This window comes from Streptomyces sp. NPDC048182 (assembly GCF_043202555.1).
Lineage (GTDB): Bacteria > Actinomycetota > Actinomycetes > Streptomycetales > Streptomycetaceae > Streptomyces.
This window is the reverse complement of record NZ_JBIDAQ010000003.1, coordinates 368,151-380,822: the sequence shown is the minus strand read 5'-3', so window position 1 is coordinate 380,822 and position 12,672 is coordinate 368,151. Positions and strand designations below refer to the sequence as shown.

Below are 12,672 nucleotides of genomic sequence, written 5' to 3'. Positions count from 1 at the left end.
TGCGAGAATCATGAAGATCCACAAGTACGAGACGGTCATCGTCGGCGCCGGCGGCGCCGGGATGCGCGCCGCCATCGAGTCGACCAAGCGCAGCCGCACGGCCGTGCTCACCAAGCTCTACCCCACCCGCTCCCACACGGGCGCCGCGCAGGGCGGCATGGCCGCCGCGCTGGCCAACGTGGAGGAGGACAACTGGGAGTGGCACACCTTCGACACGGTCAAGGGCGGTGACTACCTGGTCGACCAGGACGCCGCGGAGATCCTGGCGAAGGAGGCCATCGACTCCGTCCTCGACCTGGAGAAGATGGGCCTGCCGTTCAACCGCACCCCGGACGGCACCATCGACCAGCGCCGCTTCGGCGGCCACTCGCGCAACCACGGCGAGGCGCCGGTCCGCCGCTCCTGCTACGCGGCCGACCGCACCGGCCACATGATCCTCCAGACGCTGTACCAGAACTGCGTCAAGGAGGGCGTGGAGTTCTTCAACGAGTTCTACGTCCTGGACCAGCTGATCACCGAGGTCGACGGCGTGCAGCGGTCGGCGGGTGTCGTCGCCTACGAGCTGGCCACCGGCGAGATCCACATCTTCCAGGCGAAGGCCGTCATCTACGCCTCCGGCGGCACCGGCAAGTTCTTCCGGGTGACCTCCAACGCGCACACCCTGACCGGCGACGGCCAGGCGGCCGTCTACCGGCGCGGGCTGCCGCTGGAGGACATGGAGTTCTTCCAGTTCCACCCGACCGGCATCTGGCGGATGGGCATCCTGCTCACCGAGGGTGCCCGCGGTGAGGGCGGCATCCTGCGCAACAAGGACGGCGAGCGCTTCATGGAGAAGTACGCGCCCGTCATGAAGGACCTCGCCTCCCGCGACGTCGTCTCCCGCTCCATCTACACGGAGATCCGCGAGGGCCGCGGCTGCGGTCCCGAGGGCGACCACGTCTACCTGGACCTCACCCACCTGCCGCCGGAGCAGCTGGACGCCAAGCTGCCCGACATCACCGAGTTCGCGCGCACGTACCTCGGCATCGAGCCCTACACGGACCCGATCCCGATCCAGCCGACCGCGCACTACGCCATGGGCGGCATCCCGACCAACGTCGAGGGCGAGGTGCTCAGCGACAACACCACCGTCGTCCCCGGCCTCTACGCCGCCGGCGAGGTCGCCTGCGTGTCCGTGCACGGCGCCAACCGGCTGGGCACCAACTCGCTGCTCGACATCAACGTCTTCGGCCGCCGGGCCGGCATCGCGGCGGCGGAGTACTCCCAGAAGGCGGACTTCGTCGAGCTGCCGGAGAACCCGGAGTCCCTGGTCGTCGCCCAGATCGAGCGGCTGCGCGCCTCCACCGGCACCGAGCGGGTGGCGGAGCTGCGCCGTGAGCTGCAGGACACGATGGACGCCAACGTCATGGTGTTCCGCACCGAGCAGACGATCAAGACGGCCGTCGAGAAGATCGGCGAGCTGCGCGCCCGGTACCGGAACGTGGCGATCCAGGACAAGGGCCGGCGCTTCAACACCGACCTCCTGGAGGCCGTGGAGCTGGGCAACCTGCTCGACCTGGCCGAGGTCATGGCGGTGTCCGCGCTGGCCCGCAAGGAGTCCCGCGGCGGTCACTACCGCGAGGACTACCCGAACCGCGACGACGTCAACTTCATGCGCCACACCATGGCGTACCGCGAGGTGGGCGACGACGGCGCCGAGTCCATCCGGCTCGACTACAAGCCGGTCGTCCAGACCCGCTACCAGCCGATGGAGCGTAAGTACTGATGGCTACCCCCGTAATGGACAAGGCCGAGGCCACCGCCCAGGCCGACTCCCCCTACATCACGGTCACCTTCCGGATCCGCCGGTTCAACCCGGAGGTCGCGGCCGAGTCCACCTGGGAAGACTTCCAGCTGGAGATGGACCCGAAGGAGCGCGTCCTGGACGGGCTCCACAAGATCAAGTGGGACCTGGACGGCACGCTGACCTTCCGCCGCTCCTGCGCGCACGGCATCTGCGGCTCGGACGCCATGCGGATCAACGGCAAGAACCGGCTGGCCTGCAAGACGCTGATCAAGGACATCAACCCCGAGAAGCCGATCACGGTCGAGGCCATCAAGGGCCTCACGGTCCTGAAGGACCTGGTCGTGGACATGGAGCCGTTCTTCCAGGCGTACCGGGACGTGCTGCCCTTCCTGATCACGAAGGACACCAACGAGCCGACGCGTGAGCGGCTGCAGACCGCCGAGGACCGCGAGCGCTTCGACGACACGACGAAGTGCATCCTCTGCGCCGCCTGCACCTCCTCCTGCCCGGTGTTCTGGAACGACGGCCAGTACTTCGGCCCCGCCGCGATCGTCAACGCCCACCGCTTCATCTTCGACTCGCGCGACGAGGCCGGGGAGCAGCGCCTGGAGATCCTGAACGACCGCGACGGCGTCTGGCGCTGCCGCACCACCTTCAACTGCACGGACGCCTGCCCGCGCGGCATCGAGGTCACGAAGGCCATCGCGGAGGTGAAGCGAGCGCTGATCACGCGCCGCTTCTGACTCCGTCGGTCGAGCCGGCCAGAAGCCCTTGTCTCCGGTGGAGGCAGGGGCTTCTGGCATATGCCACACCTTCGGGTGACAGGTCGGCGACCGGCCTGAGGGTGTGCGCTCGGCCTACCATGATGGTCTCGACACCAGCCCCCGGGAGGCACGTGATGTCCGCAGCATCCGTCGAGCGGCCCTTCGACGAGCACTCGCTGATCGCGGAGGCCAACCGCATCATGGACCGCAATCCGGGCTACCGCGTCGAGATCATCGGAGGCCAGATCCTCATGTCCCCGCCGCCGGACGGCCCGCACGGTGACGCTCTCACCGACCTTTCGATGCCTTTCCTGGCCTCCGGGCTGCACGGAAAGGAAGCGCGGATGATCCAGGGCATCGGCCTGTGGCTACCGACAGACGCCTCGGACTATGTCATCCCGGACCTGTCACTCGTGGACGGCGACTACAGGGACCACCTCGTAGAGAACAACTGCTACGACCCGGACTGCTTCCGGCTGGTCCTGGAAGTCACGTCCAGCAACCACCGGACCGACCTCCGCACCAAGGTCGGCGCCTACGCACGGGCGAAGATCCCCGTCTACGTCATCGTCGACCGCAAGCACCAGCGCCTCCACGTCCTCACCGACCCCGCCAGCGACGACTACGCCACCCACCGCGTCCACTCCCCCGGCGAGCACGTCACCCTGCCCGAGTCCATCGGAGCGGCGGTCACCCTGGACGTGGAGGCGGTCCTTGCCGCCGGACGGCCCAACGAGGCGCGCGGGGAAGGATGACAATCGGGCGGGGGCGGTGATCGTCGGCCTAGCGTGACGGCATGTCAGATGACGAGTCGTACGAGCTGCTCGGGTTCGACAACGTGCTGCTGCCCGTGGGGAACCTCGGGGAGGCCGTGACCTTCTACGAGCGGGCCGGGTTCCCCGTGGCGTTCCGGCTGGACGAGGCCGGGATCGCGCTGCTGAAGGTCGGGGGCGAGACGCCAGGGGTGCTGCTGCGGGCCGAGGAGGAGTTCGGCAGGCGGCCACCGCTCGGGCCCTGTACGCGGCTGTGGCTGGAGGTGCCGGACGCGCGGAAGGCGGCGCAGGTGCTGCGCGAGGCGGGGATCGAGGCGCTCGATCCGCCGTTCTCCACCGCCACCGGGCGGACCGTGGAGTTCGCCGATCCGTGGGGGAACGTCATCGGGCTGACGGACTACACCAAGCGGCCGGAGCTGGCCCGGCGTTCGTGACGGCGGGGGTGACGGGGGCCACCCCGACTCGGAGTTGAACGCGTTCAAAGACAGGGCTACAGTCATCCCTGTCAGCGTTTTGAACGCGTTCAAGAAGGGGTGGGGCATGGACCGCACCGTCATCGCCTACGTCATCTACCTGGCCGTCAGCATCGGCCTGACCGTCTGGGTGGCCCGCACGCTCAGCCGGAACGGACGGGTCTTCCTCTCCGACGTGCTGCACGGCAACGAGAAGCTCGCCGACGCCGTCAACCACCTCCTGGTGGTCGGCTTCTACCTGGTCAACCTCGGCTTCGTCGCCCTCTACCTGAGCGACGACGACACCATCGCCGACACCCGCGGCATCTTCGAGGCGCTGTCCACCAAGCTCGGCGTGGTGCTGCTGGTGCTCGGCGTGATGCACCTGGCCAACGTGTTCGTGCTCAACAAGATCCGCCGGCGCGGCCTGATGGAGCGCGAGCAGCTGCCGCCGGTCCCGCCGCAGGGCTGGGTCGCCCCGACCGGGGTCTGAGCCGATGGCCCCCGCCACCACGACGGCCGGCGCCCCGGTGCGCCGGCTCGCCGTGCTCTACGACGCGGAGTGCCCGCTCTGCACGGCCCTGCGCGACTGGCTGCTGCGGCAGCCCCGCCTGGTGCCGCTCGACCTGGTCGCGGCCGGGTCGGAGGAGGCCCGGGCCCGCTTCCCCGGCCTCGACCACGGCACCACCTTCGAGGAGATCACCGTCGTCGGCGACGCCGGGCAGGTCTACCGGGGCGCCGCCGCCTGGATCGTCGTCCTGTGGGCCCTACGCAGGTACCGCTCCCTCGCCCACCGCCTCAGCACGCCGGCCGGCGCCGTCCTGGCCCGGGGCGCGGTCCTGGCCGCCGCCAAGGTGCGCCAGGGCGGCCGGTGGGGCGGCAACGGCTACCGCCGCGACGACGGCTGGGTCTACGAGCCGACCACCGGCTGGGTCTTCGTGGGACCCGCCTGTGGCGGCGGCGCCCGCGCCACTCGTTAGGCTCGGTGCCGTGCCTGCGAAGAACGACGGCCCCGACGACGGAGCCACCCTCAGCAAGTCCGAGCAGACCCGCGCGCTGATCCTGGAGACGGCCATGCGGCTGTTCCAGGAACGCGGCTACGACCGGACCACCATGCGGGCCATCGCCCAGGAGGCCGGGGTCTCCGTCGGGAACGCCTACTACTACTTCGCCGGCAAGGAGCACCTGATCCAGGGCTTCTACGACCGGATCGCCGCCGAGCACCAGGCGGCGGTCCGCGAGGTGCTGGACCGGGAGACCGACCTGGGGGCACGCCTGGCGGGCGTGCTGAAGGTGTGGCTGGACATCGCCACGCCCTACCACGAGTTCGCGGTGCAGTTCTTCAAGAACGCCGCCGACCCGGACAGCCCGCTCAGCCCCTTCTCCCCGGAGTCGGAGCACGCCCGGCGGGAGGCGATCAGCGTCCACCGGGCGGTGCTGGCCGGGGCGAAGACCAAGGTGCCGGAGGAACTGCGGGAGATCCTGCCCGAGTTGATGTGGCTCTCCCAGATGGGGCTCGTCCTGTACTGGGTCTTCGACCGCACGCCGGGCCGCGAGCGCAGCTACCGCCTCGCCGAGCGGGGCGCCCGGCTCACCGCGCGGGGCGTGGTGCTGGCCCGCTTCCGGGTGCTGCGGCCCCTGGTGCGCGAGGTGCACGAGCTGTTCACGGACTTCCTGCCCGGCATGACCGGCGCCCTGCCGGACCCCGCCCGCAAGAAGGCGGCTCCACCGGCCTGACCCCTCACGCCTGCCGGGACGCCAGCTCGATCACCGTGACGTCCGAGGGCGCCCCGACCCGCGTCGGCGGGCCCCAGGCGCCGGCGCCCCGGCTGACGTAGAGCTGGGTGTCGCCGTACCGCTCCAGGCCCGCCACCGTCGGGTTGGCGGCCTCGGCGACGAGGCTGCCGGGCCAGAGCTGGCCGCCGTGGGTGTGGCCGGAGAGCTGGAGGTCGACGCCGTGGTCGACGGCGTCGTGGATCTGGATCGGCTGGTGGGCCATGAGCACGACGGCGCGGGAGCGGTCGCGGTCGCCGAGGGCGCGGGCGAAGTCGGGGCCGTGGCCCTCGTCCTCGCCGGCCACGTCGTTGACGCCGGCCAGGTCGAAGTACGGCAGCTCGGTGCGGGCGTTCTCCAGCGGCAGCAGGCCGAGCCGGCGCACCTCGGCGACCCACTGCTCGGCGCCGGAGAAGTACTCGTGGTTGCCGGTGACGAAGTACGCCCCGTGCCGCGCCCTGAGCTGGGCGAGCGGCGCCGCCGCCGGGCCGAGGTCCTTCACGCTGCCGTCGACCAGGTCGCCGACGACCGCGATGAGGTCGGGCTGCGTGCCGTTGACGGTGTCGACCACCCGCTGCGCGAACCCCCGCCCGAGCACCGGGCCGAGGTGGATGTCGCTGACCACGGCGATCCGGAACCCGTGCGCGGCCCGCGGCAGCCTGGCCAGCGGCACGGTGACCCGCTTGACCCGCGGCCCCCGCAGCACCCCGTACGTCCCGTACCCGACCGTCCCGGCGGCGACGACACCCACGCCCCCGGCGACGACCCGGGAGACGAAGAGCCGCCGCGAGGGGACGGCCAGGGTGGTGCTCGGGGCGTCGTCCTCGGGCGGCGCGGCGGACGGCACCGTCAGGGGCTCCTCCGCGGGCACCGCCTCCCGCGCCGCCGCCCGGCGCTCCAGCACCCGCCGCAGCAGTGGCCGTACGACCTCGCCCGCCAGCACCCCGAGCAGCAGGTAGATCGAGAGGGCCAGCCACAGGAAGCCGGGCCAGGCGAGGACGCGCTGGAGCCAGAAGGGGGCGCCCGCGCGCTCCGCGACCAGGGCGCCGACGGCCAGCAGCCAGCCCCCGGCGATCACCCCCGCGCCGATCCGCCGGGCCGGCCCCGGCGCGCTGGTCGTGTCGCGGAACAGGCGGCGCCAGATGTACCAGTTTCCCGCGACCAGCACGGCCGGCGCGGCCAGCGCCGCGAGCGCGAAGACGATCACCATGCCGGAACCGGCCCCCTATGACGTGCTACGACGTTCGGCTGACGTTCTATGACGTTCGGCGCAGTGCCCGCACGCCGCGCAACCCGATGCCACCTACAACCGTCCCAAGGAGGAAAGAGACGACGGCGAGCGTCAGATGCACCCAGAAGTACGCCGTCGGGTCGCCGTCCTCGAAGGCCAGCCCGCTGCCGTCCTTGACCAGGTTCTTGACGAAAGTGATCCAGATGACCCAGCTCCAGACCCCGAAGGCGAGCAGGAACCAGGAGACGGGGCGGCTGAGCTTCATGGGCCCAGTATCGCCCGGTCCGATCCGCTCCCTCCCCCGGGGTACGGTCTCGGTCGTGCCCGCAAGCCTGAAGATCCGCCGCCGCGCGCCGCTGGTCGCCGCCGCCCTCCTGACCGCCGCCGCGCCCCTGGCGCTGACCGCCCCGGCCGCGCACGCCGCGCCCGCGAAGCCGAGCCCGACGCCGAAGCCCCCGGCCGCGATGTCGAAGGTCGGCGGCGACCGGCTCGGGACGCCCGGCACCCAGGTGGACCTCGCGGGCGGCGCCCCGGTGCTGCCGAAGGACCTCTCCGCGCGGTCCTGGATCGTGGCCGACGCCGAGTCCGGCGAGGTACTGGCCGCGCACAACGCGCACTGGCGGCTGGCCCCGGCCAGCACCCTGAAGATGCTGTTCGCCGACACCCTGCTGCCCAAGTGGCCGGCGTCCACCCGGCACAAGGTCGCCGTCTCCGACCTGGCCGGCATCGGCGCGGGGTCCAGCCTGGTCGGCGTCAAGGAGAAGGAGACGTACACCGTCCACGACCTGTGGCTCGGCGTCTTCCTGCGGTCCGGCAACGACGCGGTGCACGTGCTGTCCGCGATGAACGGCGGCGTCACCGCGACGGTGGCGGAGATGAACGCCCACGCCAAGGAGTTGCAGGCCGAGGACACCACCGTGGTCACCCCGGACGGCTACGACGCCCCGCACCAGCTCTCCTCCGCCTACGACCTGACCCTGTTCGCCCGCTCGGGCCTGCAGAAGAAGGACTTCCGGGAGTACGCCGCCACGGTCCGCGCGAAGTTCCCGGGCGAGACGACGAAGGACAAGAAGGGCAAGGTCTCCCGCGAGCCCTTCGAGATCCAGAACACCAACCGGCTGCTGTCCGGCGACGCCGGCCTGAATGTCTACCCGGGCATCGCCGGCGTGAAGAACGGCAACACCACCAACGCGGGCGCCACCTTCACCGGCGTCGCCGAGCGCGGCGGCCGGGTGCTCCTCGTCACCGTGATGAACCCGGCGAAGCAGGAGCACGACGAGGTCTACAAGGAGACCGCCCGCCTCTTCGACTGGGGCTTCCAGGCGGCCGGCAAGGCCCGTCCGGTGGGGCAGCTGGTGCCGCCGCGCGGGGCCGCCGGAAGCAGCGCCGCGCCGACCGTCGGCCCGACCTCGGGCCCCGACAAGGCCCGGCCGGTGGCCGGCGCCCAGACCACCGGGGGCGGGGGCGGCGGTGGCGCCGGGACCGCGCTGGCCATCGCCGGCGGCGTGCTCGTGCTGCTCGCGGGCGCCGCGTTCCTGGTCAATCGGCGGTGGCCGCTGCCGGATCTGGTCCGTCGCCGTACTCGTCCTTGAGTTCCTCGGCCTTGCTGCCGGTCGCCGTCCAGGCGGCGCAGAACAGCACCAGCTTCGAGGTGAAGTTGATCCACAGCAGCAGGGCGACGGGGACGCCGAAGGCGCCGTACATGCTCTTCCCGGCCACGCCCTGGATGTAGCCGCTGAGCAGCAGCTTGAGGAGTTCGAAGCCGACGGCGCCGATCAGCGCGGCCACCATCAGGCGGTGCCGGGAGGGGTGGACGCCGGGCAGCAGGGTGAGGACGTACAGCAGGAGCAGGAAGTCGGCGAGGACGGCGACCAGGAAGGCCACGATGTAGAGCAGGACGCCGCCGACGCCGCCCTCGGGGATGCGCAGCTGCTCGATGATCCAGCCGACCAGCGCCGAGGCGACGGTGGAGATGGCCACGGTGACCAGCAGGGCGCCGCCGAGGCCGAAGAGGACGCCGCCGTCCTTGACCCGGTGCATCACCGGGTTCTCCTCCTCGTCCGGGATCTCCCAGACGGCCCGCAGGCAGCCCCGGGTGGCGTCCACCCAGCCGATGCCGGTGAACAGCAGCAGGGCGCCGGAGATCAGGCCGACGGTGCCGGCGTTGTCGACCAGGCTCTGGATGTTCAGCTGGTCGGAGATGCCGGGGATCTGCTCGGCGATCTTGTCCTGGACCTGGCCCTGCTGCTTCTTGCTCAGCGTGGCGGCGGCGACGGCCGCGCCCAGGCTGAGCAGCGGGAACAGCGCCAGGAAGCTGGTGAAGGTCATCGCGGCGGCCAGCCGGGACCACTTCACCCGGTCCAGGCGTTCGTAGGAGCGCCACGCGTGCGTGGCCATCAGTCGCGTCACCCACGGTCCGACGACCGGGAGCTTCTTCAGCCAGTCCATGATCCGACCCTGCCCCCGGATGTCCCGGTCCATGATCCCGCGCCGCCGTCGGCGCGGAAGACAAAGGTCCTTGTGCCCCAGAAACGCAGGAGCGTGGCAAGGGCCATGCCGATTCCGGCGCCCGCGACGGTGTCCGCCCGCTGCGAGGTGTGGCCGAGGCCGTAGTGGCTGACCGCCAGGCAGAGCAGCTGGACGGCGGCGCCGGCCAGGTTGACCGCGACGAACACGGCGTAGGGGCGCAGGCCCCGGGGGCGGGCGGCGCGGTAGGTGAAGCGGGCGTTGCCGGCGTAGGCGACCGTGCAGCCGGCCGCGAAGGACAGCGCCTTCGCGGTGAGCGGGTCGAGTCCCGCGGGGCCGCGCAGCCAGGTGAAGAGGGCGAGGTCGGCGGCGTAGGCGAGGAGGCCCGCGGTGGCGAAGCCGAGCAGTTCGCGCCGGCGGTCCCGAAGAACCGGCGGGGGGCCCGGGAGGGTGTCGGCTACCAATTCGCCACCGCCGCCGCGTACATGGCCAGCCACACCACGCCGATCAGGGCCAGCGCGCGGTCGCGCAGGACGACGTCCTCGGGCTCGCCCGCGGTGCCCCGGTCGGCGAAGACGGCGTAGCGCAGGACGGCGAGGATGAAGGCGACCATGGACAGCTGGCGCCAGGGCAGCACGCTGGCGTGCGGGACGCCACCCTCCTCCATGGCCCACAGGCAGTAGCCGAGCACGGCGACGCCGGCCGCGAGCTGCCAGACGAAGCGGAGGTAGCCGGTGGTGTACTCGGTGAGCAGCGCCCGCGTGGCGCCCGCCGCGCCGGCCATCTGCACGGCCTCGGAGTAGCGCTTGGCGGAGACCATGAACAGGGCGCCGAAGCCGGTGGTGATCAGGAACCAGCGGGAGAGCGGGATGCCGAGCGCGAGCCCGCCGATCATCGCCCGCATCAGGAAGCCGGTGGTGACCACGGCGAGGTCGACGACCAGGACGTGCTTGAGGCTGACGCAGTACGCCAGCTGCATCACCAGGTAGGCCGCCAGGAGCCAGGCCACCGCCGGCGGGCAGAGCCAGGCGGCGGTGGCCGGCGCGAGCACGCCGAGGGCGCCGCCGACGGCGTAGGCGACCGGCACCGGCACCTGCCCGGCGGCGACGGGGCGGTGCCGCTTGACCGGGTGGGCGCGGTCGGCGTCGGCGTCGCGGGCGTCGTTGACCAGGTAGACGGCGGAGGCGGCGGCGGTGAAGAGGGCGAAGACCAGGGCGAGCCGGCCCCAGGCGGCGCCGGAGAACAGCTCGCCGGCGGCGGCCGGGGCGGCGACGACCAGGACGTTCTTGACCCACTGCCGGGGGCGGGCCGTCTTGAGCAGGCCCCTGGCGAGGCCGCCGGGGCGACCGGGCGGGTCGGTGCTCGGCGGGTGCTCGGGGGCGCGCTGGCGCAGGACGGTCGTGTCAGCCACGGCCGCCTCCCCGCATCCAGCGGGCGCCGAGCCGCGCGGTGAGCGCGCCGAGGGCGGCCCCCGCCGCCACGTCGGAGGGGTAGTGGACTCCCACGACCAGGCGGGACACGCAGACCGCGGCGGCCAGCGGCGCGGCGGCGGTGACGCCGAGGGCGGAGAAGGCGACGGCGGCGGCCGTGGCCGAGGCGGCGTGCGAGCTGGGGAAGGAGTGCCGCCCCGCGGTGCGCACCAGGGGCACCACATGGGCGGGGCGCGGGCGGCGCACCACCCGCTTCACCCCCATGCTGACCAGGTGCGCGCCCGCGGTGAGCGCGGTGCCGCGCAGCCAGGCCGAGCGGCGCGGGCCGTCGAGGGCGGCCCCGGCGAGGCCCGCCGCGAGCCACAGGGCGCCGTGCTCCCCCGCCCAGGACAGGGCGCGCGCGGCACCGGCCACCCGGGGGTCGCTGCCGCGGGCTCTGAGCACCGTGACGATCCGGTGGTCCAGGCCCCGGTGGTGCGTGTCGTGGAGGTCGTCCATGGTCAGCCACTGTTCCGGCCCGTGCCCCGACAGGTCCGGCAATATTGAGCGACATCCCATTAATCACCCATTTCGGGGAGAGCTGGGAGGTTTCAGAACGGATCGCCAGCAGAGGGGCGATACGGTCACCGCCATGTCTGCCGAGACCGTTCCCGTCACCGGCTGGGGCCGCACCGCGCCCACCGTGGCCCGCGTGATCCGCCCCCGCACCTACCAGGAGGCCGCCGACGCCGTCCGCGACTGCGGGGCGCGCGGCGGGATCCCCCGGGGCCTGGGGCGGGCGTACGGGGACGCGGCGCAGAACGCGGGCGGTGCCGTACTCGACATGACCGGCCTGGACCGCATCCATGTCATCGACGCCGACGACGGCACGGTGCTCTGCGACGCCGGGATCTCGCTGCACCGCCTGATGGAGGTGCTGCTGCCGCTCGGCTGGTTCGTGCCGGTGACGCCCGGGACGCGGTATGTCACCGTCGGCGGGGCGATCGGCGCCGACATCCACGGCAAGAACCACCACGTCTCCGGGTCCTTCGCCCGGCACGTGCTCGCCTTCGAGATGCTCACCGCCGACGGTGAGGTGCGCTCCGTGCGGCAGGGCACGCCGCTGTTCGACGCGACCACCGGGGGCATGGGCCTGACCGGCGTCATCCTCACCGCGACGGTGCGCCTCCAGCCGGTGGAGTCCGCGCTGATGTCGGTGGACACCGAGCGGGCGGCCGACCTGGACGACCTGATGGCCCGGCTGACCGCCACCGACCACCGCTACCGCTACTCCGTCGCCTGGATCGACCTCCTGGCGCGCGGCGCGGCCACCGGGCGGGCCGTCCTCACCCGCGGCGACCACGCCCCGCTGGACGCGCTGGACGCCCGCGCCCGGCGCGACCCGCTGGCCTTCCGCACCTCGCGGCTGCCGGCCGCGCCCGACGTCATCCCCTCGGGCCTGCTCAGCCGCACCACGGTCGGCCTCTTCAACGAACTCTGGTACCGCAAGGCCCCGCGCGCCCCCCGGACCGGCCAGCTCCAGCGGATCTCCACCTTCTTCCACCCCCTGGACGGCGTCCCGCACTGGAACCGGGTCTACGGGCGGGGCGGCTTCGTGCAGTACCAGTTCGTGGTCGGCCACGGCCAGGAGGAGGCGCTGCGCCGGATCGTGGGCCGGATCTCCGCGCACCGCTGCCCGTCCTTCCTGGCCGTCCTCAAGCGCTTCGGCGAGGCCGACCCGGGCTGGCTCTCCTTCCCGGTGCCCGGCTGGACCCTCGCCCTGGACGTCCCGGCCGGCCTGCCCGGCCTCGGCGGCTTCCTGGACGAGTTGGACGCGGAGGTCGCCGCGGCCGGGGGCCGGGTCTACCTCGCCAAGGACTCCCGGCTGCGGCCCGAGCTGCTGGCCCGGATGTACCCGCGCCTGGACGACTTCCGCGCGCTGCGCGCGGAGCTCGACCCGCGCGGGGTGTTCACCTCGGACCTGTCCCGCCGCCTCGCCCTCTAGCGAATCCTGTTTG

The 12,672-nt window shown here is 72.4% G+C and carries 15 protein-coding genes; 9 read left to right on the top strand and 6 right to left on the bottom strand.

The window, feature by feature from the left end:
* Positions 1-10 precede the first annotated feature (10 nt).
* The 7 genes from sdhA to ACGFZL_RS07820 all read left to right on the top strand — a co-directional run bounded on the left by sdhA (position 11) and on the right by ACGFZL_RS07820 (position 5,512).
* Positions 11-1,765 carry a succinate dehydrogenase flavoprotein subunit gene (gene sdhA / locus ACGFZL_RS07850; RefSeq protein WP_393690053.1) on the top strand — a complete coding sequence of 585 codons (1,755 nt, stop codon included), beginning with the start codon at positions 11-13 and terminating at the stop codon, positions 1,763-1,765.
* Positions 1,765-2,529, top strand: coding sequence for a succinate dehydrogenase iron-sulfur subunit (locus tag ACGFZL_RS07845; protein WP_355167866.1), 765 nt, complete (start codon positions 1,765-1,767; stop codon positions 2,527-2,529). The genes sdhA and ACGFZL_RS07845 overlap by 1 nt, the downstream gene beginning before the upstream one ends.
* Before the next feature lie 155 nt (positions 2,530-2,684).
* The gene (locus ACGFZL_RS07840) at positions 2,685-3,305 is read left to right on the top strand and encodes a Uma2 family endonuclease (protein WP_393690052.1); all 621 of its coding nucleotides are present in this window, start codon (positions 2,685-2,687) and stop codon (positions 3,303-3,305) included.
* Positions 3,306-3,346: 41 nt separating this feature from the next.
* A complete protein-coding gene (locus ACGFZL_RS07835) occupies positions 3,347-3,757 on the top strand; it encodes a VOC family protein (protein WP_393690051.1) in 411 nt (136 codons plus the stop codon).
* Between the two features lie 106 nt (positions 3,758-3,863).
* Positions 3,864-4,268 (top strand): hypothetical protein, encoded by a 405-nt coding sequence (locus ACGFZL_RS07830; RefSeq protein ID WP_393690050.1) that lies wholly within the window; start codon positions 3,864-3,866, stop codon positions 4,266-4,268.
* Positions 4,269-4,272: 4 nt separating this feature from the next.
* Positions 4,273-4,755 carry a thiol-disulfide oxidoreductase DCC family protein gene (locus tag ACGFZL_RS07825; RefSeq protein WP_393690049.1) on the top strand — a complete coding sequence of 161 codons (483 nt, stop codon included), beginning with the start codon at positions 4,273-4,275 and terminating at the stop codon, positions 4,753-4,755.
* Positions 4,756-4,765: 10 nt separating this feature from the next.
* Positions 4,766-5,512 carry a TetR family transcriptional regulator gene (locus ACGFZL_RS07820; protein ID WP_355167852.1) on the top strand — a complete coding sequence of 249 codons (747 nt, stop codon included), beginning with the start codon at positions 4,766-4,768 and terminating at the stop codon, positions 5,510-5,512.
* A 4-nt stretch (positions 5,513-5,516) separates the two neighbouring features.
* On the opposite strand, the gene ACGFZL_RS07815 is transcribed toward ACGFZL_RS07820, so the two are convergent.
* Positions 5,517-6,758 carry a metallophosphoesterase gene (locus tag ACGFZL_RS07815; protein ID WP_393690048.1) on the bottom strand — a complete coding sequence of 414 codons (1,242 nt, stop codon included), beginning with the start codon at positions 6,756-6,758 and terminating at the stop codon, positions 5,517-5,519.
* 46 nt (positions 6,759-6,804) lie between these two features.
* Positions 6,805-7,044 (bottom strand): SCO4848 family membrane protein, encoded by a 240-nt coding sequence (locus ACGFZL_RS07810; RefSeq protein ID WP_393690047.1) that lies wholly within the window; start codon positions 7,042-7,044, stop codon positions 6,805-6,807.
* 55 nt (positions 7,045-7,099) lie between these two features.
* Here ACGFZL_RS07810 and ACGFZL_RS07805 point away from each other — a divergent pair, with 55 nt between their 5' ends.
* Positions 7,100-8,371: a D-alanyl-D-alanine carboxypeptidase family protein gene (locus ACGFZL_RS07805; protein WP_393690046.1), complete on the top strand. Its 1,272-nt coding sequence runs from the start codon at positions 7,100-7,102 to the stop codon at positions 8,369-8,371.
* Here ACGFZL_RS07805 and ACGFZL_RS07800 read toward each other — a convergent pair.
* Genes ACGFZL_RS07800 through ACGFZL_RS07785 form a run of 4 tightly spaced genes read right to left on the bottom strand, consistent with a single transcriptional unit; the run spans position 8,319 to position 11,173 of the window.
* Positions 8,319-9,227 (bottom strand): YihY/virulence factor BrkB family protein, encoded by a 909-nt coding sequence (locus ACGFZL_RS07800; protein ID WP_355167844.1) that lies wholly within the window; start codon positions 9,225-9,227, stop codon positions 8,319-8,321. The two genes, ACGFZL_RS07805 and ACGFZL_RS07800, sit on opposite strands and share 53 nt — an antisense overlap.
* Positions 9,215-9,709 carry a GtrA family protein gene (locus tag ACGFZL_RS07795; protein ID WP_393690045.1) on the bottom strand — a complete coding sequence of 165 codons (495 nt, stop codon included), beginning with the start codon at positions 9,707-9,709 and terminating at the stop codon, positions 9,215-9,217. Before ACGFZL_RS07795 ends, ACGFZL_RS07800 begins: the two co-directional genes overlap by 13 nt.
* Positions 9,703-10,656 carry a decaprenyl-phosphate phosphoribosyltransferase gene (locus ACGFZL_RS07790; RefSeq protein WP_393690044.1) on the bottom strand — a complete coding sequence of 318 codons (954 nt, stop codon included), beginning with the start codon at positions 10,654-10,656 and terminating at the stop codon, positions 9,703-9,705. The genes ACGFZL_RS07795 and ACGFZL_RS07790 overlap by 7 nt, the downstream gene beginning before the upstream one ends.
* Entirely contained in the window at positions 10,649-11,173 is a 525-nt protein-coding gene (locus ACGFZL_RS07785) for a phosphatase PAP2 family protein (protein ID WP_393690043.1), read from the bottom strand. Before ACGFZL_RS07785 ends, ACGFZL_RS07790 begins: the two co-directional genes overlap by 8 nt.
* 133 nt (positions 11,174-11,306) lie before the next feature.
* Between ACGFZL_RS07785 and ACGFZL_RS07780 the strand changes: the two genes are divergently transcribed.
* Entirely contained in the window at positions 11,307-12,659 is a 1,353-nt protein-coding gene (locus ACGFZL_RS07780) for an FAD-binding protein (RefSeq protein ID WP_393690042.1), read from the top strand.
* The last annotated feature ends 13 nt before the right edge of the window (positions 12,660-12,672 follow it).